32 protein-coding genes and 1 tRNA gene are annotated in these 25,222 nt (G+C 67.6%); 12 read left to right on the top strand and 21 right to left on the bottom strand.

The window, feature by feature from the left end; translation table 11 throughout:
• Positions 1 to 22 precede the first annotated feature (22 nt).
• On the top strand, positions 23 to 625 hold the full coding sequence (gene trmY, locus NP511_RS06795; protein WP_049964925.1) for a tRNA (pseudouridine(54)-N(1))-methyltransferase TrmY: 603 nt from the start codon (positions 23 to 25) through the stop codon (positions 623 to 625).
• 84 nt (positions 626 to 709) lie between these two features.
• Positions 710 to 782: transfer RNA gene (locus tag NP511_RS06790), tRNA-Pro, on the top strand.
• A 449-nt stretch (positions 783 to 1,231) separates the two neighbouring features.
• Here NP511_RS06790 and NP511_RS06785 read toward each other — a convergent pair.
• The 5 genes from NP511_RS06785 to NP511_RS06765 form a co-directional block, all read right to left on the bottom strand.
• Positions 1,232 to 1,456 carry a hypothetical protein gene (locus tag NP511_RS06785; protein WP_006650166.1) on the bottom strand — a complete coding sequence of 75 codons (225 nt, stop codon included), beginning with the start codon at positions 1,454 to 1,456 and terminating at the stop codon, positions 1,232 to 1,234.
• 161 nt (positions 1,457 to 1,617) lie between these two features.
• Positions 1,618 to 3,690: a hypothetical protein gene (locus tag NP511_RS06780; protein ID WP_049964924.1), complete on the bottom strand. Its 2,073-nt coding sequence runs from the start codon at positions 3,688 to 3,690 to the stop codon at positions 1,618 to 1,620.
• Positions 3,691 to 3,840: 150 nt separating this feature from the next.
• Positions 3,841 to 5,421: an acetolactate synthase large subunit gene (locus tag NP511_RS06775; RefSeq protein ID WP_049964923.1), complete on the bottom strand. Its 1,581-nt coding sequence runs from the start codon at positions 5,419 to 5,421 to the stop codon at positions 3,841 to 3,843.
• A 94-nt stretch (positions 5,422 to 5,515) separates the two neighbouring features.
• Positions 5,516 to 5,944 carry a DUF5518 domain-containing protein gene (locus NP511_RS06770; RefSeq protein WP_049964922.1) on the bottom strand — a complete coding sequence of 143 codons (429 nt, stop codon included), beginning with the start codon at positions 5,942 to 5,944 and terminating at the stop codon, positions 5,516 to 5,518.
• A 109-nt stretch (positions 5,945 to 6,053) separates the two neighbouring features.
• A complete protein-coding gene (locus NP511_RS06765; RefSeq protein ID WP_049964921.1) occupies positions 6,054 to 6,443 on the bottom strand; it encodes a PPOX class F420-dependent oxidoreductase in 390 nt (129 codons plus the stop codon).
• A gap of 166 nt (positions 6,444 to 6,609) precedes the next feature.
• Between NP511_RS06765 and NP511_RS06760 the strand changes: the two genes are divergently transcribed.
• The 3 genes from NP511_RS06760 to NP511_RS06750 all read left to right on the top strand — a co-directional run bounded on the left by NP511_RS06760 (position 6,610) and on the right by NP511_RS06750 (position 8,095).
• Positions 6,610 to 6,894, top strand: coding sequence for a hypothetical protein (locus tag NP511_RS06760; protein ID WP_049964920.1), 285 nt, complete (start codon positions 6,610 to 6,612; stop codon positions 6,892 to 6,894).
• 78 nt (positions 6,895 to 6,972) lie between these two features.
• The gene (locus NP511_RS06755; RefSeq protein WP_049964919.1) at positions 6,973 to 7,701 is read left to right on the top strand and encodes a profilin-fold protein; all 729 of its coding nucleotides are present in this window, start codon (positions 6,973 to 6,975) and stop codon (positions 7,699 to 7,701) included.
• A 139-nt stretch (positions 7,702 to 7,840) separates the two neighbouring features.
• Complete coding sequence (locus tag NP511_RS06750) at positions 7,841 to 8,095, top strand: DUF7511 domain-containing protein (protein ID WP_006650172.1); 255 nt, start codon at positions 7,841 to 7,843, stop codon at positions 8,093 to 8,095.
• A gap of 82 nt (positions 8,096 to 8,177) precedes the next feature.
• Here NP511_RS06750 and NP511_RS06745 read toward each other — a convergent pair whose 3' ends face one another.
• Complete coding sequence (locus NP511_RS06745) at positions 8,178 to 8,453, bottom strand: PadR family transcriptional regulator (RefSeq protein WP_006181375.1); 276 nt, start codon at positions 8,451 to 8,453, stop codon at positions 8,178 to 8,180.
• 185 nt (positions 8,454 to 8,638) lie between these two features.
• Here NP511_RS06745 and NP511_RS06740 point away from each other — a divergent pair, with 185 nt between their 5' ends.
• Positions 8,639 to 9,208: an NUDIX hydrolase gene (locus NP511_RS06740; protein WP_049964918.1), complete on the top strand. Its 570-nt coding sequence runs from the start codon at positions 8,639 to 8,641 to the stop codon at positions 9,206 to 9,208.
• 67 nt (positions 9,209 to 9,275) lie between these two features.
• Here NP511_RS06740 and NP511_RS06735 read toward each other — a convergent pair whose 3' ends face one another.
• The gene (locus tag NP511_RS06735; protein WP_049964917.1) at positions 9,276 to 10,346 is read right to left on the bottom strand and encodes a hypothetical protein; all 1,071 of its coding nucleotides are present in this window, start codon (positions 10,344 to 10,346) and stop codon (positions 9,276 to 9,278) included.
• Between the two features lie 336 nt (positions 10,347 to 10,682).
• Positions 10,683 to 10,874: an HVO_0649 family zinc finger protein gene (locus tag NP511_RS06730; RefSeq protein WP_049964916.1), complete on the bottom strand. Its 192-nt coding sequence runs from the start codon at positions 10,872 to 10,874 to the stop codon at positions 10,683 to 10,685.
• 105 nt (positions 10,875 to 10,979) lie between these two features.
• On the opposite strand from NP511_RS06730, the gene NP511_RS06725 reads away from it, so the two are divergent.
• A complete protein-coding gene (locus tag NP511_RS06725; protein ID WP_049964915.1) occupies positions 10,980 to 12,863 on the top strand; it encodes a bacterio-opsin activator domain-containing protein in 1,884 nt (627 codons plus the stop codon).
• Between the two features lie 108 nt (positions 12,864 to 12,971).
• Positions 12,972 to 13,172 (top strand): DUF1328 family protein, encoded by a 201-nt coding sequence (locus NP511_RS06720; protein ID WP_006650178.1) that lies wholly within the window; start codon positions 12,972 to 12,974, stop codon positions 13,170 to 13,172.
• Positions 13,173 to 13,201: 29 nt separating this feature from the next.
• On the opposite strand, the gene NP511_RS06715 is transcribed toward NP511_RS06720, so the two are convergent.
• The gene (locus tag NP511_RS06715; RefSeq protein ID WP_006650179.1) at positions 13,202 to 13,864 is read right to left on the bottom strand and encodes a helix-turn-helix domain-containing protein; all 663 of its coding nucleotides are present in this window, start codon (positions 13,862 to 13,864) and stop codon (positions 13,202 to 13,204) included.
• Between the two features lie 92 nt (positions 13,865 to 13,956).
• Here NP511_RS06715 and NP511_RS06710 point away from each other — a divergent pair, with 92 nt between their 5' ends.
• Together NP511_RS06710 and NP511_RS06705 are read left to right on the top strand one after the other, a co-directional pair.
• A complete protein-coding gene (locus tag NP511_RS06710; RefSeq protein ID WP_136396859.1) occupies positions 13,957 to 15,150 on the top strand; it encodes an FAD-dependent monooxygenase in 1,194 nt (397 codons plus the stop codon).
• 202 nt (positions 15,151 to 15,352) lie between these two features.
• Complete coding sequence (locus tag NP511_RS06705; RefSeq protein WP_049964913.1) at positions 15,353 to 17,278, top strand: aldehyde ferredoxin oxidoreductase family protein; 1,926 nt, start codon at positions 15,353 to 15,355, stop codon at positions 17,276 to 17,278.
• Between the two features lie 192 nt (positions 17,279 to 17,470).
• Here NP511_RS06705 and NP511_RS06700 read toward each other — a convergent pair whose 3' ends face one another.
• Positions 17,471 to 17,866, bottom strand: coding sequence for a winged helix-turn-helix domain-containing protein (locus NP511_RS06700; protein WP_006650182.1), 396 nt, complete (start codon positions 17,864 to 17,866; stop codon positions 17,471 to 17,473).
• A gap of 142 nt (positions 17,867 to 18,008) precedes the next feature.
• Between NP511_RS06700 and NP511_RS06695 the strand changes: the two genes are divergently transcribed.
• Positions 18,009 to 18,668, top strand: a complete 660-nt coding sequence (locus tag NP511_RS06695; RefSeq protein ID WP_049964912.1) for a helix-turn-helix domain-containing protein — start codon at positions 18,009 to 18,011, stop codon at positions 18,666 to 18,668.
• A gap of 174 nt (positions 18,669 to 18,842) precedes the next feature.
• Positions 18,843 to 18,992, top strand: a complete 150-nt coding sequence (locus NP511_RS06690; RefSeq protein ID WP_006181366.1) for a DUF7560 family zinc ribbon protein — start codon at positions 18,843 to 18,845, stop codon at positions 18,990 to 18,992.
• Positions 18,993 to 19,029: 37 nt separating this feature from the next.
• Here the strand turns inward: NP511_RS06690 and NP511_RS06685 are convergent, their stop codons facing one another.
• The 11 genes from NP511_RS06685 to NP511_RS06635 form a co-directional block, all read right to left on the bottom strand.
• Positions 19,030 to 19,482 carry a pyridoxamine 5'-phosphate oxidase family protein gene (locus tag NP511_RS06685; protein WP_006181365.1) on the bottom strand — a complete coding sequence of 151 codons (453 nt, stop codon included), beginning with the start codon at positions 19,480 to 19,482 and terminating at the stop codon, positions 19,030 to 19,032.
• 104 nt (positions 19,483 to 19,586) lie between these two features.
• Positions 19,587 to 19,958: a DUF8048 family protein gene (locus tag NP511_RS06680; RefSeq protein WP_049964911.1), complete on the bottom strand. Its 372-nt coding sequence runs from the start codon at positions 19,956 to 19,958 to the stop codon at positions 19,587 to 19,589.
• The gene (locus NP511_RS06675; protein WP_049964910.1) at positions 19,959 to 20,219 is read right to left on the bottom strand and encodes a MoaD-like domain-containing protein; all 261 of its coding nucleotides are present in this window, start codon (positions 20,217 to 20,219) and stop codon (positions 19,959 to 19,961) included.
• Positions 20,220 to 20,269: 50 nt separating this feature from the next.
• Positions 20,270 to 20,590, bottom strand: coding sequence for an AzlD family protein (locus NP511_RS06670; RefSeq protein ID WP_084158246.1), 321 nt, complete (start codon positions 20,588 to 20,590; stop codon positions 20,270 to 20,272).
• On the bottom strand, positions 20,580 to 21,362 hold the full coding sequence (locus NP511_RS06665) for an AzlC family ABC transporter permease (protein ID WP_049964955.1): 783 nt from the start codon (positions 21,360 to 21,362) through the stop codon (positions 20,580 to 20,582). Before NP511_RS06665 ends, NP511_RS06670 begins: the two co-directional genes overlap by 11 nt.
• An 82-nt stretch (positions 21,363 to 21,444) precedes the next feature.
• On the bottom strand, positions 21,445 to 21,654 hold the full coding sequence (locus tag NP511_RS06660) for a hypothetical protein (RefSeq protein ID WP_049964908.1): 210 nt from the start codon (positions 21,652 to 21,654) through the stop codon (positions 21,445 to 21,447).
• A gap of 69 nt (positions 21,655 to 21,723) precedes the next feature.
• Complete coding sequence (locus tag NP511_RS06655; RefSeq protein ID WP_006181359.1) at positions 21,724 to 22,002, bottom strand: ubiquitin-like small modifier protein 1; 279 nt, start codon at positions 22,000 to 22,002, stop codon at positions 21,724 to 21,726.
• A gap of 68 nt (positions 22,003 to 22,070) precedes the next feature.
• Positions 22,071 to 22,421 (bottom strand): hypothetical protein, encoded by a 351-nt coding sequence (locus NP511_RS06650; protein ID WP_049964907.1) that lies wholly within the window; start codon positions 22,419 to 22,421, stop codon positions 22,071 to 22,073.
• Between the two features lie 67 nt (positions 22,422 to 22,488).
• Complete coding sequence (locus NP511_RS06645; protein WP_006650190.1) at positions 22,489 to 22,875, bottom strand: DUF7971 family protein; 387 nt, start codon at positions 22,873 to 22,875, stop codon at positions 22,489 to 22,491.
• Between the two features lie 94 nt (positions 22,876 to 22,969).
• Positions 22,970 to 23,533, bottom strand: coding sequence for a PadR family transcriptional regulator (locus NP511_RS06640; RefSeq protein ID WP_049964905.1), 564 nt, complete (start codon positions 23,531 to 23,533; stop codon positions 22,970 to 22,972).
• A gap of 92 nt (positions 23,534 to 23,625) precedes the next feature.
• Entirely contained in the window at positions 23,626 to 24,483 is an 858-nt protein-coding gene (locus tag NP511_RS06635; protein WP_049964954.1) for a GNAT family N-acetyltransferase, read from the bottom strand.
• Positions 24,484 to 25,222: the final 739 nt, after the last annotated feature.

The raw sequence follows: 25,222 nt of genomic DNA, 5'->3' as shown, positions 1-25,222 counted from the left end.
CGTTCGTCCTCGTTGCACCGGTATGCGCCAGTTCGTGTTGCTCGGTCACGACATCCCAACCGAGCCCGACTTCTCGCTGGACGACCTCGCGGGCGGGGCCGGTCGCCTCGACGCGCTCTGTCGGTCGATCACCGCCGCGTTCGTTACCTCCCACGGCATCCGGGAGGCCGTCCGCGTCCACCTGGTCGCACAGGACGAACTCACCATTACCTTCGACGGACGCGAGCTACAGCGGCTCAATCCTGACGAACGCAGTACCGCCGCGCTGGTCCGCAACGCCCTCGAGCATCGCGAGGACGCCATCGGTGCCCTCCCGGCCGAGCCCAGCCCCGGGGTCGAGCTGTACCGGCGCGGGTTCGAGGGGACCCTCGAGGAAATCGCCGACGACGGTCCGGTGATCCAACTCCACGAGGAGGGCGACGCCGTCGTCGACGTCGACCCCACGACGCTCGCCGACGGGATCTTCGTGCTGTCGGACCATCGGGATTTCACCGCCGACGAAGCGGCGCTGCTCGAGGCGTACGCGGAGCAGCGGCTTCGGCTGGGGCCGGAACTCCTGCACGCCGATCAGGCGATCACCGTCGCGCACCACTATCTGGACACCAACGGCTACGAGCGGTGCTGAGGCTCGCGGGGACCGACTCCCCTCGGGCGGTCCGACGGCGGCTTTCGCAAGCGTTAAACGCCCGGCCGGGTACGTTTCGATTGCGGGCCGGTGGGGTAGCTTGGTATCCTTCGGCCTTCGGGTGGCCGTAACCGCGATTCGAATTCGCGCCGGCCCACTACCGTTCCCGCACTTCACTCTTCACAGCGACGGCTTTCGGGTGGCCGTAACCGCACATAGGTGGAAGACAATGATCAGCGTTCGGACGGAGCAGTGGTCTCGAGAAACGCCGACGGAAGCCGGCGTTGGAACCCCCTCCGATGATGGGAAATCGATCGGATGGATCCGAGATCGTCGCACTGTGGCCAGTGGCGGCGAACGATCTCATCGGCGAGGTGCCGTCTGTCTCGGAGTCGGCGGATTCCGTCGGGAAACGACTGAATCGTGCCTCGCCGTTCGTGACGTTGTGCCGTTCTTAAATAGCCTTGTTGGCCGCAGGTTGGTCATCGTCCAACGATGACGGCCCGACACCTCGCACCAAAGAACGGAGTCGATCGATAGCACCGCCCGTTCAGCTCCGGGGTGAGTTCCGCCTCCATCGGAAGCACGGGCAAGCGCTCGAGGCGGTCACACTCCGGGATGTGCCGTTCCGTTTTCGTCCGAGTCCGCGTCCTCGTCCTCGAAGACCTCGCCCCCGTCGATGACCCGCAGCGACGGGTCCGTACACGAACAGGCATTATGGGGACTCACTGGCCGGACGGTCCCGTCGCAGGATTCCCACACCGTAAACAGTTCCCCGCAGCGCCGGCAGATACCAGCGGCTTTCTCCCGCTCGTCGTCGGATTTCGTCACGGACCCGACCCCATCTCTGTTTATTGTTAACGACACCCAAACGGAAAACCTTCGCGGTCGAGTACCCGCTCGACCCCGTCCAGCGGGTCGATTGCGTCGCGATCATCGCGATCGCTACGCACAACGACATCCGCACTGGACGCTGTCGGCGACGACCGCCCTCACAGCGTCTCGGACGCCCGGGCCTGTTCGGCGCGCCGATCGGCCTGTTCGAGACGCTTCTCGGTCGCTCGCGAGAGCGACGCGGGCATGTCTTCCTCCGCTGCGGCGAGACGCTCCCCGACCCGCTCGAGTCGGTCCCGGACGGCCTCGAGTTGCTCGTCCGCGTTTCCGCGATCGCCAGCGCGCGCTCGTTCGGCGGCCCGGCTGGCGGCGTCGGCGACGGCCGCGAGGGCGCGCTCGAGGCCGGTAACGGGGTTCGACGAACCGTTGTCGTCCGTATCGCCCTCGGGTTCGACCGCGGCGACCGCCGCCCGCGTCTCCGCGGCGATTTCCGCGACGAACGACGCCAACGATGCCGTGCCGGTCTCGGGGCGGTCGATTCGGACCGGTTCCTCGGTGACGGGATCGGGGTTGATTCGATAGGCACCGATCTCGTCGTCGGCGTCCCGGACCTCGGTCGTGTAGGCCCCGCCGTCGTGGACGTAGACCGCGTCGCCGCCCTCGACCGCCGACTCGTAGAGCCGCCCGGCGAAGTCGTCCTCGAGGGCCACTGCGGCGAGTTCGCCGTCGCCCTCCTCGCCGCCGACCTCGAGTCTCGTCGCGCGCTCGCGGGCGACCAGCGGGATCTCGCCGTCGACGCCGGCCGCCGTCGTCGCCCCGCCGTCGGCCACGGTGACGCGCTCGCTGTGGGGTGCCGTCCCGGCCCCGTTGACCGTCAGCCGGTGGTCGCCGGCCGGCACGTCCCGCACGACGGCCACGCCGCCGAAGGTCGGTACGGCTTCGGGGTCGCTCTCGAGCAGGACGACCGATTCGACCCCCGTCGCGGTCGTCGTCAGCCCCTCGTCGGTCGGCGCGTCGTCGGCCGTCACCGCCGCCGTGATCTCGCTGACGACGGTGTTTATCGGTGCAGGGTCACCGATGGCGTCGTAGCGGTCGGCCAGCACTTCTCGGTGGTTCGGCGCGGAGATGTCCGCCGCCGGGTTCTCGTAGCGGGGCTGGCTCCACGGGGTACCGGTCGCCGTGATGTGGCCGGCGACGGCGTCCTCGACAGCGTCGGGGACGGCGAACTCGAAGCTCAGTTGCGGCCCCGAAAACTCGGTGATATGCTCGAGGTCGGCGGTCGGGACGAGGTCGTACGCGACGTCGGCGTCGCCGGCGCGCTCGCGGTGGTCGAAGACCAGCCCCGTTTCGCGGGCCGGGAGATCGGTCGGCGGCGATGTCAGCGCGTCGAACGAGCGGACCGTCACCGCCGCGTCGATCAACGAGTCGCGGGTGACGGACGGCAGGTCCTCGTGGTCGTACAGCGGCGCGCCCTCGTACTCCGGAACGACGTAGGGGAGTCGCGAGCCCTCGTCGCGGGGCAGCCCGTACGCCAGCGGGATCTCGGCGAGGTCCTCGATGCCTTCGATTGCCGTGTTCGTGATGTCCGCCAGCAGGTCCTCGACGGCGACCCGCTGGAAGCGATCCGGGACGTCGTTGACCGAGAGCGTACTCGAGTGCGAGCCCAGTTCCGAGAGGACCCGTGGGACGGCGTCGGGGTCGGGATCCAGGAACTCGTTGTTGGGGACCTTTCTGGAGTGGGAGCTGGCGACGTACAGTTGGGGCTCGTCGGTCTCGGTGTCGACGAAGACGTGGAGTACCTCCCAGTCGTGCCAGTGGAAGTTGGTCGTGAACTGGTCGAACGCCGAGTACGACCAGAACTGGACGGCCGCCAGCGGCGAGTCCTCGTACGCGACGGCGTGGTAGAAGACGGCCGGGTTCGGCGGCTCCCCGTCGCTCGCCCGGGCGTGGTACCCCTCGAGCGCGTCGAAGCCGTCGACGACGGTGTCGCCGTCGCGCTCGCTTTCGTAGGGCCGAGGGTCCGTCGGGAACCACGGCTCCCGGCTGTCGAAGTACAACGTCGGGGCGAACCGCTCGGCCAACTCCCGCGCCGTATCGTCGTCCAGTTGCTCGGTCTCGGCGTCGCTCTCCCGTTCGAACGCCGAACAGCCGGCGAGGGCGGCCCCGCCGACGCCGGCGAGCGCGCCGAGTACCGTTCGCCGATCCACGTTGGTCCCGTCTGCGTCGGTCACGTACCGTCACCGTCCGTCACCGCCCGCTTCGAGATGCGGCCGCTCGGCTGCCGAGTGAACATACCGTCGGATACGCCTGATCGATCAAGTAGCTTCTGTCCGCCCCAGCCGACGCGCCCCTGCCGTCGACGGCCGGCGGCCCGTCGTCGCTCACTCGAGTCTGACCTGGATCACTGCCAGTTCGTCCGACGGGACGGCCCCGGCGAACGCCGCCTCGAGTTCGTCCCACCCGTCGGGGCGGTAGGCCTCGATCCCGAAGCTCTCGGCGAAGGTCACCAGGTCCGGCGTCGTCAGTTCGGTCCCGGTGTGGTCGTCCCGGTGGGCCTCCTGTTTCTCCGAAATGAGCCCGTAGTCCTCGTCGTCGAAGACGACGGTGGTAAAGCCACAGTCCAGTCTGGTCGCGGTCTCGAGTTCGGCCGCGTTCATCAGGAACCCGCCGTCGCCGGTGCCCGCCACGACGTTCGCATCGACGGCCAGATCGGCCGCCAGCGCGCCCGGGACGGCGATCCCCATGCTCGCCAGCCCGTTCGAGATCACGCAGGTGTTCGGCTCGTAGGTCGGGAACGACTGGGCGATGGCCATCTTGTGACTGCCCACGTCCGAGACTAGTACGTCGGAATCGGCCATCGCCTCGCGTAGGAGCGGGAGGGCGTTTCGCACCGTCACCGGGTCGCCGTCGGTCGGCGGCTCCGTCACGCCCTCGAGCAGCCGATCGTGGAGGTCGTCACACCACAGCGAACAGGCCGCCGCGGAGAGGTCGTCGGCGATGGCCGACAGCGCCGCGCCGACGTCGGCGACGATCTCGACGTCGGGGTTGTAGTGGCGGTAGACCTCCGCGGGCTCGTAGTCGACGTGGATAATGGTCTTCTCGCGGTCCGGATTCCACCCCTGTGGATCGTGTTCGGCGATGTCGTAGCCGACGGCGACGACGCAGTCGGCCCGCTCGATCGCCCGCGCGGCCTCCTCGTCCGGGCCTGAATCGAGCGTCATCAGCGACGCCGGCACGCGGTCCGAGATCGCCCCCTTTCCCATGTAGGTCTCGACGACCGGGAGTCCGACGCGGTCGACGACCGCCCGGACCTGCTCCGACGCGCGGGTCCGGACCGCGCCGTTGCCCGCCAGCAGGAGCGGCCGCTCGGCGTCGGCGATCAATTGGGCGGCCCGCGCGGCCGACTCGTCGTCCGGATCCGGCCGCCGGACCGGATCGCGACGGTCGATCGGCTCCGCGTCGATCTCGGTCGCCGCGACGTCTTCGGGAAACTCGAGGTGGGTCGCGCCCGGCTTCTCGTACTCGGCGAGTTTGAACGCCTTGCGTACCGACTCGGGGGCGATCTCGGGCTCCCCGATCTGGGTGTTCCACTCGACGATCGGCTCGAAGACGTCGACGACGTCCAGCGCCTGGTGGCTCTCCTTGTGCAGCCGCTCGCGGCCGCCCTGACCCGTGATCGCGACGACGGGGCTCTTGTCCAGTTGGGCGTCGGCGACGCCGGTCATCAGGTTCGTCGCGCCGGGGCCGAGCGTCGACAGACAGACGCCGGCCGCGCCGGTCAGCCGGCCGTGGACGTCGGCCATGAACGCCGCGCCCTGTTCGTGACGCGTCGGAATAAAGCGGATCGACGACGCCCGCAGCGCGAACAGCAGATCCTCGATCTCCTCGCCCGGCACGCCGAAGACCCGTTCGACGCCCTCCGCCTCGAGACAGTCGACCAGCAGGGCCGCGGTGGTTGCCATAGGCGGCCGTCCACACCGTCGGCATTAATCACCGGCCCTGCATGGGGCTAGAGAACGAGACTCGAGCCGCCGTCGACCGCGACCGAGTGGCGCGTCACCTCGCGACGGGCTCCGATCGGGACCCGCCGATCCTGTTCGCCAGCCAGCCGCCGACGAGTCCTCCGAGGCCCCCGACGAGCCCGAAGTAGCCGATGTAGAGGACGACGACGAGGACCGTGTAGAGTCCCGTGAGGACCGAGAGACCGATCGGGAACGAATACTCGGGGATGTCCGTGACGAACCGAACCCCGCCCCCAAGCAGGGCGAGTCCGCCAACCAGACCTGCTCGCATCCCGGCACGGCGGCTCCAAGGCGGTCGCTCGGCGAACAGATAGCCGACGACCAGACCAGCGAAAAGCACGGGCACGAAGACGTAGCTGCCGGCGGACCGCCACTGGAGAACGAGCGTGACCGGAACCGATGCGAGCCCCGCGATAATCGGCGCGCGCCACTGTGGGTCGGCGATCGCTCCCGGCACCGTCATACGGGATATTTAAAAACTGAGGAACATAGCTATTCCGCTGCTCACATTTTCGACCGGGGACTCGCAGCGGGACGGCCGCTGGCGTTCGAGAGCGACGTCCCATGGCGGGTCACAGGACCCGATCCGGCCGAATCCGCAAAATCACGCGCTCGGTTTCGATCGTCGGCTGGTACTCGTCGATGTCCTGATAGCGCCGGGCCAGTTCGTCGATGTGGGCTCGAGCGCCGTCGGTCGTGATCTCCTCGACCTCGCCGATTACCGAGAGGAATCGGTAGGGATCGTCGGGATCGGTCATGCTGACGCCGACGCCCGGGTTGTTCCGGACGTTGCGCTCCTTCTGGCGGCCCCGCTCGGTGTTGATCAGCAGGCGGTCGTCGGCCGCGTCGTAGTCGATCCAGACCGGCGTGACGTGGGGCAGCCCCTCACTGGTCAGCGTCGCGACGTGGGCGAACGTTTCCGTCTCGAACAGGTCGTGGAACTCCTCGGGGATCGAGACCATGGACCCCGGTTCACCGGCCCTGTTCTTGGGCGTGGTGCCTACCTCGACCGGGAACGAGGCGTCGCGGACCCAGCGACGGTGATCGGCCCCTCCCGCGGCCGCGTGCGTCGACGACCACGCACGTGCCGCCTGACGGCTTATTCCGGTCGCACTCGACTCGTCCCGTATGACTACCGACCGGTCGACGACTCGCCGACGCGTGCTGGGACTGACCGGTGTCGCGGCCTCGAGCGCCTTCCTGGCCGGCTGTGGCGGGCCGGGCGGCGACAACGAGAGCGACGGTGAGACCGAGGCCGAAGAGGGGACGGGCAACGGTCAGGACATCGAGGAGGACGAGGAACCGAGTACGGACGACGGCCCCAATGAAACCGCCGGTAATGAAACCGAAAACGCGACCAACGAAACGGGCGGCGATAACGAGAGCGAGAACACGACCACCGAGGGCGAGTAACTCATCCGCCCGCGTCGCACCGTCCCGCCAACACCCCGTGGCGAAACCGTTACCGGCCCCCGGCCCCTCGATCGAGTGATGACCGACGGACTCGAGACGGACGTCGAAGGGGCGGACGAGATCGCCCGGCAGCGCGACGAGCTGGCGACCCGGGTGCGGACCCACGCCGGCCGGATCGCACGGGAGTTGGCCGTTTTACAGGGCGGCGACTACGGACAGAAGACGTTCACCACCGACGCCGGCAGCTGGACGCTCAAGTACGAGGCCGGCGACGTGCAGTACCTGCGATACGAGCCCCAGTCGGGGTCGGAGATCTACGCCGTCTCGAGCAAGCAGCCGCCCGAGCCCGACGCGCTCGAGCGGGCGATGACCGACTACGACGCCTTCGTCGCGGCCTTCAACGAGTACGTCCGGTCGTTCGAGGACCTCTTTGCGGACGTACCGGAGACGTTCCCCGAGGTCGAATCGACCGCGGAGCTGGCCGCCCAGCGGGATCGAACCCTCGAGCGGATCCGCGAGGTCTGTACCGCGATGGCTGGCCAGCTCCACCGCTACGACGGCGACTACGGCACCTACGCGACGACGATCGACGGGACCCGCTGGGAGCTGAAGTGGGACGGCGACGCGGTCTCCTATCTGCGCGTCGGCGGCGAGGACGGGATCTATCTCCTCTCGCAGTACGGGCCGCCGCCGGCCCCCGAAGTTCGCCGACTGGTCGACGACGTCCCCGCGTTCGTCACCGCGTTCAACGACCACGTGCGGGATCTCGAGGCCGACCTCGAGACGGTCGCGTTCGAGTCGAAGTGAGCCCGCCGCCGGGGTGTCGCCGTGTCGAAGGCTGGCGAACGGCCGGCGCGCTCGAGGCCGTTTTCGAACGGTACCGAGTTCACCTGACCCCTCTATACTCCAACTAGTAGCCGTTTTTACCGCCCAGCCCCTACTACCGGTGGCGACGACGCTCGCCGAGATCACCATGGACGGCGCTACTGACGGGACCGACGGGGGCACTGGCAACGAGGACGCGACCGACGACCGAGCCGGACCCGCCGATGCGGCCCTGTTCGAGGCCGTCGTGGTCCGCTACGAGTCGGAATGCGATCGCTGTACGCTCGTGCCACGCGACGGGTCGACCGAGGCGAAGCTCAACGCCTGGCTCGCGGCGGATCTCGAGACGGTCGTCGATCTCGACGACGCACGGTGATCGCCGCCCAGCGGCCGCCGATCGGTCTACCGACGAGAGGCGTGGCTCCCGGGCTGGGTCAAAACGGCCACGGCGTCAGAAGTCACACGTCGACGTACTGGTCGACCCACTCCTGACGGCGTTGCAGTGCGCGTCGGCCCTTGGGCGTCAGCGCGTAGTAGTTCGTCCGGCGATCGAGTTGCCCCTTTTCCACGAGGTCTTTCTCGACGAGCGTATCGAGGTTCGGATACAGCCGACCGTGTGTCACCGGCTGCTCGATGTAGTCGTTGATATCGTCGAGAATGGCCTGTCCGGACGGCCGATCTTTCCCTGCGATCACGTACAACAGGTCACGTTGGAAGCCAGTTAGCTGGTCCATGGATCACCCTCTGAGTGACGACGTTCACCTCGCTGTGGCTTTGTTATAGAGCGGGTACGTCGGCCGACCGAACCGGAACGGACCGCGTAGGATCGGTACCGGCCGCAAACGGCGCTTGCCTGCACCCCGAGCGCGACCGCGGACACGACGCGGCGTTTTTGACCCGGACGGCCGTAGCCGCCGTTGTGCCAACCGATTCGCTCGAGTGGGATACCCGCGACCGTCGCGTAGCCTACTCCTGTCCGGGGTTCGACGTCGTTAACGAGTCCGTTCGACTCCCCGACGGGACCGAAACCGACTTCGACTACCTCTCGGAGCCGGCCAGCGTCTGTATTCTCCCGTTGACCCCCGACGGGGACGTCGTCTGTATCGACGAGTGGCGACAGGCCGTCTCCCGAGTCAGCCACGGGCTCCCCGTCGGCGGCACCGAACCCGAGGACGACGACCTCGAGGCGGCGGCGCGCCGCGAACTCGCCGAGGAGACCGGCCACGAGGCCGACGAGCTGGATCCGCTGGTGACCGTCGAACCGGCAAACGGGATCGCCGACGCCGTATTGCACCTCTTCGTCGCCCGGGGCTGTCGGCCGACCGCCGAACAGCGCCTCGATCACAACGAGAGCATTCGCGTCCGAACCCGGTCGCTCGAGGCGCTGACCGATGCGGTGGCCGACGGCGAGGTCCGCGACGGTCGGACCGTCCTCGCACTCTCGTACTACCGACTGTTCGGGCCGGACCGGGACTCGGGCGAAGCATAGTCGGCCGGAGAGCAGCGACGAAAGGCCGCGGAGCGGCTACGGGGACCGGGGCAACCGCCGTCCCGCGTCACCCGGTTTCGTTGGCTGCTGTCTCGTTTCCGCTCTCGTTTGTGGCCGTCCCGTTCTCGCTCTGTGGCTGCTCGAGGGCGGCCTGTAATCCGTCGGTTTCACCGAGGGTGACACTGCTCGCGGCGACGTCGTCGATCGTCATTGATCCGGCCTCGAGCGACGGGATCGTCTCGCCCGCCATCTCGTCGTCGGTACCGGTCGGTTCCGTTTCGTTGCCAGCCGTCTCGTTGCCGGCGGTTTCGTTCTCTCCAGTCTCGTTCGCCGTCGTTTCGTTTCCGCCGGTCTCGTTGCCCGCCGTCTCGTTCCCGTCGGCCTGTGTCTCGAGGCTGCCGACGGTCATCGAGGTGACCGTAATCTCGTCGACGTCGAACTCCTCGACGGTTAGTTCCTCGATATCCTGCGTGCTGGCGTTCTCGCTCTCGTTGGCCTCGCCGTCGCCGTCACCGCCGAACAGGCCGCCGATGAAGTCGGAGATCCCCGAGAGGATGCCGCCGCCGTCGTCCTCGACAGTCAGGTCCTCGACGGTCAGTTGCTCGGTGGTCATCGACTCGATCGTCATGTTTCCGACCGTGACGTTCGTGGCCCCCTCGTCGATCGCCTGCCCGATGCCGGCCGCGGAGTCGTTCTCGCCGGCGGCGCTCTCGTTGTCGGTCGCGTTTGTGCCATCGGTTCCGCCGAGGTCCTCGATCGAGACGTTCTCGAGCGCGAGCGACTCGAACGCGACGTTCGAGATCGTGACCTCGTCGCCCGCGGACTCGTTGCCGGCCGCGGTGTCGTTTCCGGCGGACTGGTCGTCCGCGGACTCGTTCAGTGCGTCTTGGAGCCCCTCGCTGTTCTGGACGTCCAGCTGCTGGACGCTGAGTTCTTCGATCATGGCGTTTCGAACCGTGACGTTCTCGAGTTCCAGCGTCCCGACCTGGACGTTCTGTAGCGTTGCGCTCGTGTCGCTCATGTCTCCGGCGTCGTCGTTCGCGGCCGGTGCGGTTGCCCCTGCGAGGGCGGGACCCCCCGAGAGCGCGACCAGCACGGCGACGAACGCGACACCGAGTGTTCGTGGTCGTGAAACCATACGGACCGACGTAGGAGCGATCCTCGGCTAAAACCGGTCGACTGTTACGGGATTAGACCGAGGAAAACAGCCCTTTCGAGCCCGGAACCGATCGATCGCGATCATACGACCCCCGTTCGACTGCGTCGGCTGCGACCGACCGCAAGCGATCGGCAGTGCCCGCCGGATCGACGCCGCGACGACTGAAACCGACGATTCTGCGCCATCCAGTCGGTCTCAGTTCCTCGTTACCGACGGCTCCTGCGGAAAAAGGCGGGTTTCCGTCCGAAACTGGGCGCACGACGGTCGGCGTCGCCGCTCGCGAACGGCTGCGGTCGCCCGAGTCCCGGCGAGCGATCACTCGAGGCGGAGTTCCCGGGTTTCGACGGCGTCGCAGGTGGGACAGACGAACTGGTATCGGACCCGGTCGCCGGACGTGGTCACGCGCCAGCCGCCCTCGGCGTCGACGTAGCCGCATTCCGGACACCGGAGCTCGGACTCGTCGAACTTCTCCCGGAGCCGCTCGAACGGCGATCGATACGCTGACATGTGATACACTACACCGTGGCAGTATTTAACAACCTAGCCTGCGACGCGGCGGCGACGCACCCTCCGATCACAACGGTTCTTAGGGATCCGGCCGTACACGGGGGTATGGACGATGTGGATGCGGACCGGCGTGGCAACGTCGGCGACCCCGCGGCCGCAGCACGTGCCCTCGAACACGTCGTCGATCCGCTCGTGGCGGTCGCTGACGGAACGATCACGTACGCGAACGAGGCCGCGCGCAACGCCTTCGGGATCGGCGAGGCCGACCGCGACGCCGCGACCGCACTCCCGGGCTACTGGGACCGGCTCGCGACGGCGATCGACGAGACGACGGTCGGCACCGTTCGCCGGGTCGATTTCGACGACGATCGGCAGGGCGCGCGGATCCACCGCGGGGTCGACGGCGCGACGATCACGTTCGACCGCGGGGCGACCGGCGCCGACGACGAGGGGGCACTGGCCGGCACTCGGGACCGACTCGTCAAGGACCGCGCGCTCGAGGAGGCGCCGGTCGGGATCACCATCTCCGATCCCGACATGGAGGACAACCCGCTGGTGTACGTCAACGAGGCCTACGAGGAGATGACCGGCTACGAGTACGACGAGGTGGTCGGTCGGAACTGCCGGTTCCTCCAGGGCGAAGACTCCAGCGAGGCGGCCATCGCGGAGATGGCGGCGGCCGTCGCGGAGGACTACCCGGTGACCGTCGAACTCAAAAACTACCGGAAAGATGGGACCGAGTTCTGGAACGAGGTGACCATCGCGCCCGTCCGCGACGAGGACGGCGCGGTGACCAACTACGTCGGCTTCCAGAACGACGTCACCGCGCGCAAGGAGGCCGAACTCGCACTCGAGGAACGGACCGAGGAACTCGAGTACATCCTCGATCGCGTCGAGGGGCTGATCCAGGACGTGACCGCGGTCGTGGCGGGCTCGACGGATCGATCGGAGCTCGAGAGCGAAGTCTGTGAGCGGATCGCCGCCGAAGACGGCTACGACGGGGTCTGGATCGGGGAACGGAACCCCGCGACCGGCACGATCGACGTTCGCTCGAGTGCGGGCAGCGGAGCGGACCGCCAGCAGCTCGAGACCGGGGCGGACCATCCCGCCGTCGAGACCCTCGAGACGACCGAATCCACCGTCGGCACGGTCGAGGGCCGCACCTGTGTCGCCCTGCCGCTGTCGTACAACGGCATCGAGTACGGCGTGTTGACGGTTCGGGCCGACCGGGACCGGGACGTCGACGAGCGGGAGACGGTCATCCTCTCCGCGCTGGCCCGATCGATCGCAAGCGGTGTCAATGCCCGCGAAACGAGCCGGGTCCTCGCGACCGACGCCGTCGTCGCCGTCGAACTCGAGCTGGCCGACCGGTCGTTCGCGCCGGCAGCACTCTCGTCGGCGGCTGACTGTCGGCTGGAGTACCGCCGGTCAGTTCATCGCACCGGCGACGAGACGGCATCGCTGTTTACCGTCGCCGGTGCAACCGGCGAGGATCTCACCGCGGCAGTCGCGGACCTCGAGGGGGTCGATTGCCGGGTCGTCGTCGAACACGACGACGAGTGTCTGGTCGAACTGACCGGCGACTCCGGCCTCGTCGGCTGGCTCTCGGAACGGGGCGCCCGAACGCAGGCGATCGAGGCCGAGGACGGCCGGGCACGGGTCACCCTCGAGATACCCCGCTCGGCGAACGTCCGCTCGATCGTCGAGGCCATAGAGGACCGCTACGCCGGCACCGACGTCCGTTCGTTCCAGCAACGCGAACGCGAGGGCGAGACCCGCCAGGAGTTCGCCGCCCGGCTCGAGGAGGCGTTGACCGACCGCCAGTTCGGGGCCCTACAGCGGGCCTATCTCGGCGGCTACTTCGAGTGGCCCCGGCCGACGACCGGCGAGGAACTCGCCCAGTCGATGGGCGTTTCGCGGCCGACGTTCCACGAACACCTGCGGACGGCGGAGGCGAAGCTCTGTCGCGCGTTCTTCGGGGACGCGTAACCCCCGGTCCGGACTGTCTTCGCTCGTGACCTGTAGTCACGGCTTAGGACCCAGAACGGTCGTGGACGGTCGCGGAGGTTTATGTGAGCAGTCGTGGGAGCGATGAGCATGTTCTCGTTCACGATGCCGCTGCAGAACGTGCCGCTGCAGACGGGTGGTGGGTTCCTGTACTGGGCGATCATCTTCTTCGTCCTCGCGATCGTCGCCGCCGCCGTCGGCGCCCGCGGGGTCGCCGGCATCTCGATGGAGATCGCACGGATCTTCGTGCTGATTTTCATCATCCTCGCCGTGGTCGCACTCCTGTTATAGCCGCGGTCTCGCGGGCGGCCCGGCCCCGATCAGCGGACCAGCGCCTCGAACACTCGCTGCTCGATCTTGCGGAGATGTTCGCCCGCGGTCACCGGTGCGATCCCGACGGCGGCCGCCACGTCCTCGTGGGTCGCCTGCCGCGGTGCGGCGTAGTAGCCGACCTCGACTGCCGCCTCGAGGACCTCCCGCTGGCGGGCCGTTAGCAGTCGCGTGAACGCTCTTTCGTCGGGTTCGTACGTCCCCGTCTTGACGACCTCGAAGGTGAGCGGGAGTTCCGACATCACCTCCCGGAACAGGGTCCGGAGGGCCGACTCGCTTCCGAGATGGGTGACTCGGAGCGAGCCGTCGTCGGTAATGCGGATCGGCATTTCGATGACGATGTCCGAGTCGCGCTCGAGTTCGAGGAGCCGGCGCATCGGAGCCGTCGGCTCGAACTGACTCACCGCCATCCACCGCCCGGTCCGCTCGCCGGAGACCATGTGATCGACCACGTGTGGCGAGTCCCGCATGATCTCCGCGTACCGATCTCGATCGCCGCTCCCCTCCGCGAGCAACAGCACCGTCCCGTCGGCGAGTCGTTCGACCTGATGGATGGCTTCCCGACCGATCGAGGGGGCCGCCGAGAGCGCCTCCCCGACCGGGTGGAACGCACCGCTCTCCGTCGGGCGAACGAGAACGGTGAGATAGCGCATACCCGCCCATCGCCGTCGCTCGAACTTAAAGCACAATGCATACGCTGCAGTTCGCGCTTCGCTGTGGCGCTCGAAGACTGGATATGACCCGGATGCAAGCGACACTCGACGTCGCCGTCGTCGGCGGCGGTATCTGTGGCCTGACGACGGCGATCGCACTCGAGCAACGCGGCATCGAACCGACCGTCTACGAGGCGGCATCCGATTACCGACCCGTCGGTGCCGGCATCCTCCTGCAGGCGAACGCGCTTCTCGTCTTCGACCGACTCGGCATCGTCGATCGGGTCCGAGCGGCCGGGAAGCCGCTCGAGGACGTCCGGATCCGCTCGCCCGCCGGGCGGGTCCTGTCGCGGTTCGACCTGAACGGCGTCGAACGGTCCGCGTTCGGGTACGGAGCGGTCGCGATCTACCGCGCCGACCTACAGCGGATCCTGCTCGACGAACTCGACGGCACGGTCGAAACCGGGACGGCATGCACAGCGGTCGACGCGGGGGAAACGCCGACCGTTCGGTTCGACGACGGCACCCGCGTTCGGCCGGACGTGGTCGTCGGCGCGGACGGCATCCATTCGACCGTCCGCGACGCGGTCGTGCCCGACGTCGAATTGCGGACGCTCGACAGCGTCGTCTACCGGGCGGTCGCCGAGATCGAACTGCCGCCGGCACACCGTGCGCTGGGGTTCGAGGTGTGGGGTGACGGCACGTACGCGGGCGGCGCGCCGATCGGCGACGACCGGTTCTACTGGTTCGCGACTGTGGCCGGACGACAGGCCGAGTCCGCGGCGACGACTCGAGACCAACTATCGCCGCTTCGGAACCGGCTCGCCGATTATCCCGAGCCGATGCCGTCCGTTGTCAACTCGCTCGAGCCGGACGACATCGTCGTCACCGCCCTGGAAGACGTTCCGCCGCTCGAGCGGTGGTCTCACGGCTCGGTCGTCCTCGCTGGCGACGCGGCACACGGGATGTATCCGTTCGCCGGGCAGGGGGCGGCACAGGCGATCGAGGATGCACTCGCCCTGGCCCACTCGCTTGCCGCCCGCGAGGAGCCGTCCGCGGCCATCGACGCGTACGTCGCCGAGCGGATGCCGAGAGCCGAGCGGGTTCGCTCCGAGTCACATCGCCTCGGCACGATCGCGACGATCCGCTCGAGGATCGGCTGTCGAGTACGGAACCTCGCGTTCGGCCTCTGTCCGGACGCGGTGTTCCGCCGCGCTCGCCGGACCCGGATCGCCGGGACCTCGCTCCCGACGACCCCGGACGCTGGCCACGGGACGGGCGACTGACCCCCGCTCGAGGCCGACCGTCCGGTATCGGTTACGGTGTCGGAGTCCCCGTTCCGTCTCGAGAGAGTCCGCCTTCGAATCGGCCCCCGCTCGCGAGTTGGCGGCTCGCGATCGGTGTCGGAGATCGGATAACCGAACCCGGTTACGTTTGACTGTCAACAACTAACGTGCTGGGCGTCGTAGCTAACACGGAACGGTTACCATGACTGAACTCGGCGGATTTCAAGACAGGGTCGCCCGCATCGATCTCTCGGACGGGGAAGTCGCATACGAGTCGATCGACGACGAAGATGCAAAGCAGTATATCGGTGCGCGGGGGCTTGGGGTAAAGTACGTCTTCGACCAGGGTCCGGACGTCGATCCGCTCGGACCCGACAACCTGCTGGCCTTCATGAACGGGCCGCTGTCGGGCACGCAGGTAACGATGAGCGGCCGGATCGCCATCTGTACCAAATCGCCGCTGACCGGCACGGTCACCGACAGCCACCACGGCGGCTGGTCCGGCGCTCGGCTCAAGTGGGCCGGCTTCGACGGCCTGTGTTTCGAAGGCGAGGCCGACGAACCGGTCTACGCCTTCGTCGAGGACGGCGAGGTCGAACTGCGCGACGCCTCCCACCTCTGGGGCGAGGGCTTCCACGACACGCGCGACGAGATCGAGGCGGAGGTCGAGGGGTCCTACGGCAAGAACCTCTCGATCATGGGGATCGGCCCCGGCGGCGAGAACGGCGTCAAGTACGCCTCCATTATGAACGAGGACGACCGGGCCTCCGGCCGCGGCGGCACCGGCTGTGTCATGGGGTCGAAGAACCTCAAGGCCGTCGTCGTCAAGTCCTCGACGAAGATGCCGAAGCCGGCCGACTCGGAGACGTTCAAGGAGGGCCACCAGCAGGCCATGCAGGCCATCCAGGAGTCGGAGGTCACCGCGCCCAACGAGGGCGGCCTCTCGATGTACGGCACCAACGTCCTGATGAACATCGGCGAGGAGATGGACGGCCTCCCGACGAAGAACGGGAAATACACGTCGACGAAGAGCATGCGCGAGGCCGAGGGCGTCGACATCGACGCCGAGCGCGTCTCCGGCGAGAACGTCCGCGAGAACATCCTCGTCGACGAACCGACGTGTCACTCCTGTCCCGTCGCCTGCAAGAAGGAAGTCGAGGTGACGGCGATGCACAAGGGCGAGGAGATGAACGTCCGCACCGAGTCCTACGAGTACGAGTCGGCCTACGCGCTCGGCCCGAACTCCGGCCACACCGACCGCGACAAGATCGCGCTCATGCTCGAGCGCTGTAACGACATGGGCATCGACACCATCGACGCGGGCAACATGATGGCGATGGCCATGGAGATGACCGAGGAGGGCAAACTCGAGGGCGTCGGCGAACTCGAGTGGGGCGACACCGAGACGATGATCGACATGATCGAGCGCATCGCCCACCGCGAGGACGAGTTCGCGGACCTGCTCGCGGAGGGGCCGCGCCGCGTCGCCGAGGCGAAAGACGCCCACGACAACTCGCTGGCGGTCAAGGGCCAGACCATCGCGGCCTACGACCCGCGCTGCATGAAGGGGATGGGCATCGGCTACGCCACCTCGAACCGCGGGGCCTGCCACCTGCGCGGGTACACCCCCGCCGCCGAAATCCTCGGCATCCCCGAGAAGGTCGACCCCTACGAGTACGAGGGCAAGGGCGAACTCACCGCCCAGTTCCAGGACCTCCACGCCATCAGCGACTCCTTCGACATCTGCAAGTTCAACGCCTTCGCGGAGGGCATCGAGGAGTACGTCCTGCAGTACAACGGCATGACCGGCCGCGACGTCGGCGAGGAGGAACTGCTCGAGGCCGGCGAGCGCATCTACAACCTCGAGCGCTACTACAACAACCTCAACGGCTTCGACGGCGCGGACGACTCCCTGCCCGAGCGGTTCCTCGAGGACGGCATCCGCGGCCAGGGCGCGAGCGAGGGCGAGTACTGCGAACTCGAGGAGATGAAAGAAGAGTACTACGACCACCGCGGCTGGGTCGACGGGGTCGTCCCCGACGAAAAACTCGAGGAACTCGGCATCGACCTCGGCCCCGGCACCGGCGTCAGCGGCGAGGGCGGTGCGGCGGTCTCGAGCGACGACTGAGCGGGACCGTCGGATCGTTTTCGCGCTCGAGACGGCGTGTCCGGAAGGGTGTCGGTCGCCCTACCGACCGCTGTCGTCCGATCCGAGCAGTAGACGACGGCAGCGATGCGACGAGAAGGAATCTATCGACGAACGGTGTCGACTCGAGCGGGATCCACTACAATCGATCCGAAGACGGCGAAGGCGCCCGGTTCAGTCATCGGCGACCGCTGGCGAGCCGTAGCTCGACCCGGCCTCGGCGTCGCCCTCCGGTTTGGTCAGTTCGATCTCGAACCCGTCGTCGCCGACGGAGACGTGGACGTCGTCGAAGTTCGTGGCGTATTCGGTCGCGTGCTTGCCCGAGGTGTTGATCCGGACCTGCTCCTCGACCAGGTCGGCGTCGGTCAGCAGTTCGACCTTCCGGTAGGCGGTCGACATCGGGATGTCACAGCGGTCGGAGAGTTCCGTCGCGGTCAGTGCCTCCTGGGTCGTCGCCTCGAGGATGGCCCGACAGGCGTCGTCGTCGAGGGCGGCCAACACGGCCTGTGTATCGACGGTCTCGTCGCGGTGCCAGCCTCGCTTCCGGGCGTCGGAGTTCGTAGCGGACATCTGTTACACCTCATCGTATCCACCGAGCCCCCTCCAAACGAGTCCCAATAAATACAGGGGCCTTTATATGGGGTGGGATACGGGTGGCGGGGTCGAACTGCGGACACAGGGTTTAGGATGCCGGCCCCCCGAGTACCGGTCGATGGCTTCGGGGATTCGCGCTGAGATAAAGATCGACGACCCGCCGGACTGCGTCGTCGCGCAGGCCGCCGCGGCGGCCAGTGGGCGAGTCCATTCGGTTTCCAAAAGCACCAGCCCGTCCGCGCCCGAGCGCGTGACCGAGGAGTTCATGCTCGAGGCCGACGACTACCCCGAGGAGTTCGACGTCGACGCCGAGATCGAGTCGATCTTCTCCTACGGCTCGAGCGAGGTCTACCGGTTCGAGCGCGAACTGGGCCAGGGCTGTCCCTGCGAGTGTATCGAGGGCCACGACTGTCCGGTCGTCGACGTCCGGGCACACGGCAGTGCGTTGTATCTCACGTTCCACACCCCGGACATGCACGTCCTGCAGGCGGTCATCGGCGACCTGCGCGAGCGGTATTCGGGGCTCGACGTCCAGCGACTGCTTCAGTCCCAGCAGGACCACGACGAGCGACACCTCGTCTTCGTCGACCGGAGTACGCTGACCGACCGCCAGACCGAGGTGTTGGAGACGGCTCACCGGATGGGCTACTTCGAACACCCAAAGCGGGCCAACGCCGGCGAAGTCGCCACGGAACTCGGTATTACCAGTACGACGTTTACCGAACACCTCGCGGCGGCCCAGACGAAACTCCTCGATGCGATCCTCGACCATGAGTGACCGACGACGCGTCGGTCGTCGTTCGGGACAACGGGACGTGGACGGCGGCTGCTGACTCGAACCCTATGAACGTAACGGGACCTACAGGCCGGTGGCACCGAACCGCAACCCTATATATACTGGACGTACAGCTATACGGTAGACAACCGACGGTTCACGCGAGTTTCCCCCGACATGAGTAGATACGAGTTCACGTGCCCCGAGTGCGGGCAGGAGATCGAGGTCAACGAATCGATGCGCGAGGCCACACTCACACACGGCTGTCCGGTCTGTGGGGCGTCGGTCTCGTCGGCGGACTTCGTCGCAGAACAGCAGACGAACTAGACTCGCTCCGAGTCGGCACTGGCCCGATCGCCCGCTCTTACTCCTCTCGATCGACTTCGGTTCGCCGTCCCGCCAGCGTTGCGGGCACGAGGCGGTAGAGTTCGATGTCGAGTGCGTCCTTCCCTTCGGCCCAGATTTCGAACAGCGGCCGCTTCGCGTCGCCGTACTGGGCGATCTGGTCCGGCGTCAGCTCCGCGGGCTCGATGCTTTGTAGTTCGCCGGTCGCGATGACGCTCCGGTAGGTCGAACCGGCTTCGTCGTAGACGACGAGTCGCCCTGCGGGCGTAGATTCGAGGAACTGCCGCTTCTCGCTGTCGGGCGTCGATACCATCCGCATGTAGAACTCCCGGGCGTCGTCGTCGTAGCCGTACGAGATCGGAATCGCGTACGGGTCGTCCGTCCGCGCGAGCGACAACACCCCCGTCTCGTGACGACTGAGGAAGTCGTCGATCTCCGCGTCGGTCATCTCGGTTTCCTGGTCGATAGCCATCGTCTGGGTGGTTCTTCAAAGGTGAAACACGATCTTTATAGTTGCCATCGACCGCGAGCGGCCGCGGCGCGACCGCGACGCCCTCGAGGGGACGCTGACCGCCGCTACTCGTCGTCTTCCGGCGTGGCGATGACCACCGGCTCGCGGATCTCGAGGGCCGTCTCGAACTCCGCCTCGCGGTCGGTTCGTCGGCCGATCCGCAGGAGTTGCTCCTCGTGTGCGCGACGAACGGCCGACAGTTCGCGATCGGTTAGTCCGATCTCCTCGCCGATCCCCTCCCAGTGGCCCCAATCGACCAGGAAGGCCTCGAGATCGTCGTCGGCGTAGCATCGCTCGAACTCCCGGCGGTATCGCTCGCGGTCGGGGCCCACCCTCGCCTGCGCCCGCTCGATGAGGTCCGGCAGTCGGGTCGCCGGGACGCTCGCCTTCGCGGCCGTCAGCAGGAGGACCTGCCCCTCGATCGGTTCGCCCGCCATCTATCCGCCCGCGCGCATCGCCTTCTGTGCGAACTGCTCGACCAGCGGCTCGAGGGTCTCCTCGTCGCCCTCGAAGACGATCGTCACCTCGGTCAGCTGCAGCGACGGTCCGACGGCGACCGTTTCCGAGGAGAACGTCGCCGTCCAGTCCTCGCCTTCGACCGTGTCGTCGTCGACCTGCTCACCGCCTAAGTTCGTCAGGTAGCGGACGACGAGCCGCTCGGAGATGCCGCGAAAGGAACGCTCGGTACGGGTTGCCATACTCCCGGTTCGACGGCCGGACGGATAAATTCGCGTTCGTGGGTCCCGGCTCACAGGAGCGCGCGGAACGCGACGACGGCTCCGATCCCGCCGCACAGCGACAGCAGGATGTTCTCGGTGCGCCACATGATCGCCAGTACGACGCCGGCCGCGCCCCACTCCGCCGGCCCGCCAGTCGCCAGCTCCGGCCCGAGGATCGCGATCACGATCGCGCCCGGCAGGACCGAGAGGCCGGCCTCGACTCGATCGCTCACCTCGAGCCGCGAGAGGAGCCAGAAGCCGCCGATCTTCGTGAGGGCGGTCACGATCGCCATCGCGAGGACGACGCCGACGACGAGCGGATCGAGCGCGAGCGGTCCCTCACTCATCATAGCGGACCACCTCGACGGCGGCGGCCGCGAACCCGCCCAGGAGGATGTACCACTGGCCGGACAGTAGGGCGTCGGCGACGACGGCGGTTGCGAGCGCGACGAGCCACGGCACCAGCGTCGCCCGCCCCTCCCAGAGTTCGAGCGCGAGCGCGACGAAGACCGCCGCGAGGACGAAGTCGAGGCCGTACCGGGCCGGGTCGCCGATCACGCCGCCGGCGGCCGCGCCGACGACCGTCGCCGCGACCCAGAAGAGCCACATCACGATCCCGGTCCCCAGCAGGAACGCGCCCCGGCTGCCTCCGTCTTTGAGTTCGCGCATCGTCAGTGCCCAGTTCTCGTCGGCCATCAGTAGGAGGCTGCCGTAGCTCCGAAGCGGGGTGAGTCGCTCGAGCCACGGGCGAAGCGCCGCGCCCATCAGCGAGTACCGGAGGTTGATCGCCAGCGTCGCGAGGAGGACGGTCGCAATGGGGATCGGCTCGGTCCAAAGCTCGACGGCGACGATCTGGGCCGCGCCGGCGAGTACCGTCGCACTCATCAGTGCCGCCTCGGCGACGCTCAGGCCCGCCTGGCGCGCGAGCATCCCGAAGGCGATCCCGTAGCCGCCGACGCCGACGGCGATCGGGAGACAGGTCAGGAAGCCGGCGCGGATCCCCTCGCGATCGAACGTGACCGACTCGGCCTCGACCTCGGCGGGTCGGCTCCCGCCGATCGAGTCCGGTGGCGTCTCGCCGGCGGCACCGCGATCCGCGTCACTGCTGTCGGTTTCCGTCACGTTCGACTCGAGTATCACGAGGCCTAAAGCGTTCTCGGAAGCGCTCGCGGAGCGCGGTGTCGGCGGTTCCCACGGCTGTCAGTCACGCACCATAGAGGAGCAATACCAGCGCGACGACGCCCACAGCGAGCCCGTACAGCGGCCCGACGAGGACCGCCAGCGCGGCCGCGGTTACGGCGGCGACGAGACCGAGAAACAGTGACGCCTGCTCGAGCCGTGATCGCGTCCCGTTGCGATCGATGAGCCAGTCGACTCCCAGCTCGAGGACGAGTTCGGCGGCTTCATCGAGCATACGCTGATCGTTTCGATCGACCAACAAAAGCGTCGGGGAAACGCCCCGGATCACCGCCCGATTTTCACTCTACCCGCCGGCGACCGGCGGGAACACCGACACCACGTCGCCCGCTTCGAGCGTCGTGTCGACGCCCTCCATGTGGACCACGTTGCGGCCGTTTTTCAACACGCTCAGTTGCGGCCGAACCTCGCCATCGGCGAGTAGCTGCCCCTCGAGGCCCTCGTACTCGGCCTCGAGGCTCGCGAGGACGTCGCCGACGGTGGCGTCGTCCGCCACGGTTCGCGTTCGCTCCTTCTCGCCGACGGCTTCCCGGAACGTGGCGAAGAATCGGAGATCGATGTCCATACCACGTACTCGCCGTCCAGCGACATAAGTCCGTCCGGTAACGCGATACCGGGACGCGGCGGCCGTCCTCAGATCGGTTCGACCGTCGGCGACGACGCGTCGTCGTCGGGCTCGGCGTCGGTCCCGGCGAGCGCCGCCTCGATCGCGGCCATCCCTTCTTCGGCCGCCGCGTCGGCATCGTCGGCGTCGACGGTCACCGTCACCTCGACCGCGAGCGCGATCGTGTAGGGATCGAACGGCGCGGTCGGGTGTTCGTACACCTCGGCGTCGGCGATCTCCCAATCGGTCAGCTGGCCCTCCGCAACGAGCGCCTCGAGGGTCTCGGCGAGATCGGCCTCGGCCTCGTTGCAGGCGGTGGTATCGGATCCCCCATGGAGGGTGAGACGCGTCGTTCCGGCGCGGGAGACGGCGAATGCCATACCGTTTCCTACGCCGTCCTGAAGTTTCAACGCTTGGGAGAAGACGGTTCGAAACGGGTCGCCGTCGCTACAGGTCCTGCAGCCGAATGCCGTCCTCGACAAGTCGCGCGTTTCGTTCCCGGTCGAGGTGGTCGGCGAGGTCGTCGTGATCGTACAGCTGGGCGATCACGTCGGCGTACAGCGTCCGCCACGCGATCGCGTAGATCGGCGACTGGCCCCACGCCCGCAGCTCGGGGACGAACGCGTCGTAGGTCTCGTAGCGTTCCTCGAACCGTTCGATGGCCTCGAGTATCCGTCCGGCGGCCTCGCGGTCGTCCGCGGCCTCCTCGCGGACGCGGTTGAGTTGGTCCTCCCAGCCCGCGACGGCCTTGTGCATGTCCGCCGCCGCGCTCTCGTCGTCGTCCGGCAGTCGCTCGAGGATCGGCTCCGGTACGCCAAGGGAAATTTCCTCCATGCGGCGTGATATGGGATCGACTGGCAAGAAGATGGTCCTCCGTCCTCGCGGTGGTGTCGGCGTCCGGCGCTCCGCGAGTACCGACGGGATGGGGTCACGACCGACGCTGTGGCTCGGCCTCCAATTCGTCCCGTAGGTCGGTCAGCCACTGACAGTACGTGTCGACGAGCCGGATCGCGAGGTCCTGCAGATCACGCCGGTACCCGGTCGGCTCCGCCAGCGTCTCTTCGTGAGTCGCTTTGACGTCGTGCCATCGGCTGCGGGCCCGCTCGAACCGATCGATAAGCGCCGCGAGTCGCTCGCTCCGTTCGTCGGCGGGGAGGTGATGGAGAAAGCCGATCGTCAGAACGAGTCGCGGGCCGCCCATCGGAATCTCGTCGTCGGGAATCGGCTCGTTCAGCAGCGTCCGAAGTCGCTCGCGACCGTCGTCCGTGATCGCGTACTCGGTTTCCCGGCGGCCCGCCGCCGTGACCGACGTGACCGCCGTGACGTGACCCGCCTCCCGGAGCCGCTCGACGGTCGGCTCGAGCGCCCCGTACCCCGCTGTCCAGTATCGACTGAAGTTGTGCCGGAGCCGTTCGCGGACGGTTTCCGTGTCGGCGGGCTCCTCCGCGAGTACTCCCAATACGCCGAGTTCGGCGAACCGATTCGGTTCCATGCGTCCGAGTCCATCGTGGCTATGTATAGTGCTACCGCCAAACAGCGTATTCGTCGAGGCCGATGCGTCCGATCGACTCGCTCTCCGGTGTGCTACGGCCAGACCGCCAGCATGACCTCGTCGACGTACTCGCCGTCGAGACAGTACTGCCCCTCGTGGGTTCCCTCCCGCTCCCAGCCGTTCTCCTCGAGGAAGGCGATCGCCCCGTCGTTGGTCGCGGGGACGTGCTGGTAGCACTTCTCGTAGCCCGCGTCGATCGCCCACTCGAGGCCGTATTCGAGCAGTTCTGTGCCGATCCCCTCCCGGCGGTGGTTGGGATCGACGCCGACGGTCACCTCGGCGGTATGACGGAGCGCCCGGCGTTCGGGTGCATCGACGTGGAGCCAGCCGACGACGTCGCCGTCCGTCGACGCGTCCGCGTTTCCGCCGGAATCCGCTTCCGACTCGCCTTCGTCATCGGACGCCGGCTCGAGGATCGCGGTGAAGACGACCCGCGCCCGGTCCTCGTTGGCCCGTACGAGCGCCCGATCGCGCTCGAGGTCGGTCGCGACGTGGTCGGCGACGACGTACGGCCCGTCGGCGGCGACCGTCCGCATCGTCTCGATGATCCCCGCCCGGTCCCGCCCGCGTGCCGGCCGGATGGTGACGCGCCCGTCCTCGCAGTCGAGGTCCGTCGTCGTCGCCGCGAGCGCGACCCGAAGCTTGCCGTCGGTCTCGGTCAGATGTCCCTCCGCCTGCAGTGCCTCGAGACACGTCCGGAGTTCGTCCGGCGTCGGCGGCACCGACTCGGTGTAGGTCCCCGACCGCGCGGGTTTGGAGGTGGCCCGGCCGTCGTCGACCGTGATCGTGCGGGCCAGCTCGTCGCGAGTGACGGCTCCGTTACGCTCGACGTACTCGTAGACGCGCCGCTGGAGGTCGGTCGTGAACGATCCCGTCGGGTCCGGTATCATATCTACGCCCGCGCCGACCGCCGCCATTAGTATGCGATCCGTATCGTCCGCCCTGTGGGACCGCTCGCGGCGACACCGCGAGTTCGATTCCGTTTCGGCCCGTCGATCACCCCGTTCCGTCCGGCCAATCTCCGATTAGGGCCGCTCCGACGCAGTCGATGTCCGTCCAGCCCAGTACTGGAATTGCTATAGCAGCATATGATTTATAAGATACTGTTCGAACGGACGTTCCCGTTCCGACCCCGGAGCAAGCGCCACGGTCGAATCGATTCGACCGATCGTTCCGACCGGCAACTGGGCCGACGATCGGTTCGCCTCTCCCAGCGCCCGGCCCTTGTTTCCAGCTCACACGATTATACCGGCCGACGGCACGGCGTCAGTCACGACTGGGGATCTCGTGCCGCGACGGTCGGCTGCAACGCCGCAGTCGAATTCGTCGTCCGTCGGCGATCGAGTTCCACGATACCACCGGGTGGCTCGAGTCGGTGTCGGCCCGTTCGGAGCGGCCGGTTTTCGGGTCGTGACCCAGGGGTTTGAGGCCGGTGACGACGGTTCCCGACCGTCGGACGAGAACTGGATTCCGATCGGACTCGAGCGGGCCGGGTGGCCACGGGAAGTCCGGTCGTCGCCGATCGCTGTCGATGAGTCGCCCGCGATCGGCCGAACGGGTGAGTTGCCGGCCGTCGTCAGGGTCGTGCCCGGGGTGGTCGACTACGGCGATCGGCCGTCGGTTCGAACC

The organism is Natrinema thermotolerans, from assembly GCF_031165565.1.
Classification (GTDB): domain Archaea; phylum Halobacteriota; class Halobacteria; order Halobacteriales; family Natrialbaceae; genus Natrinema; species Natrinema thermotolerans.
This window is presented reverse-complemented; position numbering and strand designations above follow the sequence as displayed.

What these genes read in the sequence shown, in the direction of transcription:
- trmY (WP_049964925.1), top strand. Translation starts at nt 23, where the DNA reads ATGCGCCAGTTCGTGTTGCTCGGTCACGACATCCCAACCGAGCCCGAC.
- NP511_RS06775 (WP_049964923.1), bottom strand. Translation starts at nt 5,421, where the DNA reads ATGGCAACCACCGCGGCCCTGCTGGTCGACTGTCTCGAGGCGGAGGGC.
- NP511_RS06770 (WP_049964922.1), bottom strand. Translation starts at nt 5,944, where the DNA reads ATGACGGTGCCGGGAGCGATCGCCGACCCACAGTGGCGCGCGCCGATT.
- NP511_RS06765 (WP_049964921.1), bottom strand. Translation starts at nt 6,443, where the DNA reads ATGGTCTCGATCCCCGAGGAGTTCCACGACCTGTTCGAGACGGAAACG.
- NP511_RS06760 (WP_049964920.1), top strand. Translation starts at nt 6,610, where the DNA reads ATGACTACCGACCGGTCGACGACTCGCCGACGCGTGCTGGGACTGACC.
- NP511_RS06755 (WP_049964919.1), top strand. Translation starts at nt 6,973, where the DNA reads ATGACCGACGGACTCGAGACGGACGTCGAAGGGGCGGACGAGATCGCC.
- NP511_RS06745 (WP_006181375.1), bottom strand. Translation starts at nt 8,453, where the DNA reads ATGGACCAGCTAACTGGCTTCCAACGTGACCTGTTGTACGTGATCGCA.
- NP511_RS06735 (WP_049964917.1), bottom strand. Translation starts at nt 10,346, where the DNA reads ATGGTTTCACGACCACGAACACTCGGTGTCGCGTTCGTCGCCGTGCTG.
- NP511_RS06730 (WP_049964916.1), bottom strand. Translation starts at nt 10,874, where the DNA reads ATGTCAGCGTATCGATCGCCGTTCGAGCGGCTCCGGGAGAAGTTCGAC.
- NP511_RS06725 (WP_049964915.1), top strand. Translation starts at nt 10,980, where the DNA reads ATGGACGATGTGGATGCGGACCGGCGTGGCAACGTCGGCGACCCCGCG.
- NP511_RS06720 (WP_006650178.1), top strand. Translation starts at nt 12,972, where the DNA reads ATGTTCTCGTTCACGATGCCGCTGCAGAACGTGCCGCTGCAGACGGGT.
- NP511_RS06715 (WP_006650179.1), bottom strand. Translation starts at nt 13,864, where the DNA reads ATGCGCTATCTCACCGTTCTCGTTCGCCCGACGGAGAGCGGTGCGTTC.
- NP511_RS06710 (WP_136396859.1), top strand. Translation starts at nt 13,957, where the DNA reads ATGCAAGCGACACTCGACGTCGCCGTCGTCGGCGGCGGTATCTGTGGC.
- NP511_RS06705 (WP_049964913.1), top strand. Translation starts at nt 15,353, where the DNA reads ATGACTGAACTCGGCGGATTTCAAGACAGGGTCGCCCGCATCGATCTC.
- NP511_RS06700 (WP_006650182.1), bottom strand. Translation starts at nt 17,866, where the DNA reads ATGTCCGCTACGAACTCCGACGCCCGGAAGCGAGGCTGGCACCGCGAC.
- NP511_RS06695 (WP_049964912.1), top strand. Translation starts at nt 18,009, where the DNA reads ATGGCTTCGGGGATTCGCGCTGAGATAAAGATCGACGACCCGCCGGAC.
- NP511_RS06690 (WP_006181366.1), top strand. Translation starts at nt 18,843, where the DNA reads ATGAGTAGATACGAGTTCACGTGCCCCGAGTGCGGGCAGGAGATCGAG.
- NP511_RS06685 (WP_006181365.1), bottom strand. Translation starts at nt 19,482, where the DNA reads ATGGCTATCGACCAGGAAACCGAGATGACCGACGCGGAGATCGACGAC.
- NP511_RS06680 (WP_049964911.1), bottom strand. Translation starts at nt 19,958, where the DNA reads ATGGCGGGCGAACCGATCGAGGGGCAGGTCCTCCTGCTGACGGCCGCG.
- NP511_RS06675 (WP_049964910.1), bottom strand. Translation starts at nt 20,219, where the DNA reads ATGGCAACCCGTACCGAGCGTTCCTTTCGCGGCATCTCCGAGCGGCTC.
- NP511_RS06670 (WP_084158246.1), bottom strand. Translation starts at nt 20,590, where the DNA reads ATGATGAGTGAGGGACCGCTCGCGCTCGATCCGCTCGTCGTCGGCGTC.
- NP511_RS06660 (WP_049964908.1), bottom strand. Translation starts at nt 21,654, where the DNA reads ATGCTCGATGAAGCCGCCGAACTCGTCCTCGAGCTGGGAGTCGACTGG.
- NP511_RS06655 (WP_006181359.1), bottom strand. Translation starts at nt 22,002, where the DNA reads ATGGACATCGATCTCCGATTCTTCGCCACGTTCCGGGAAGCCGTCGGC.
- NP511_RS06650 (WP_049964907.1), bottom strand. Translation starts at nt 22,421, where the DNA reads ATGGCATTCGCCGTCTCCCGCGCCGGAACGACGCGTCTCACCCTCCAT.
- NP511_RS06645 (WP_006650190.1), bottom strand. Translation starts at nt 22,875, where the DNA reads ATGGAGGAAATTTCCCTTGGCGTACCGGAGCCGATCCTCGAGCGACTG.
- NP511_RS06640 (WP_049964905.1), bottom strand. Translation starts at nt 23,533, where the DNA reads ATGGAACCGAATCGGTTCGCCGAACTCGGCGTATTGGGAGTACTCGCG.
- NP511_RS06635 (WP_049964954.1), bottom strand. Translation starts at nt 24,483, where the DNA reads ATGATACCGGACCCGACGGGATCGTTCACGACCGACCTCCAGCGGCGC.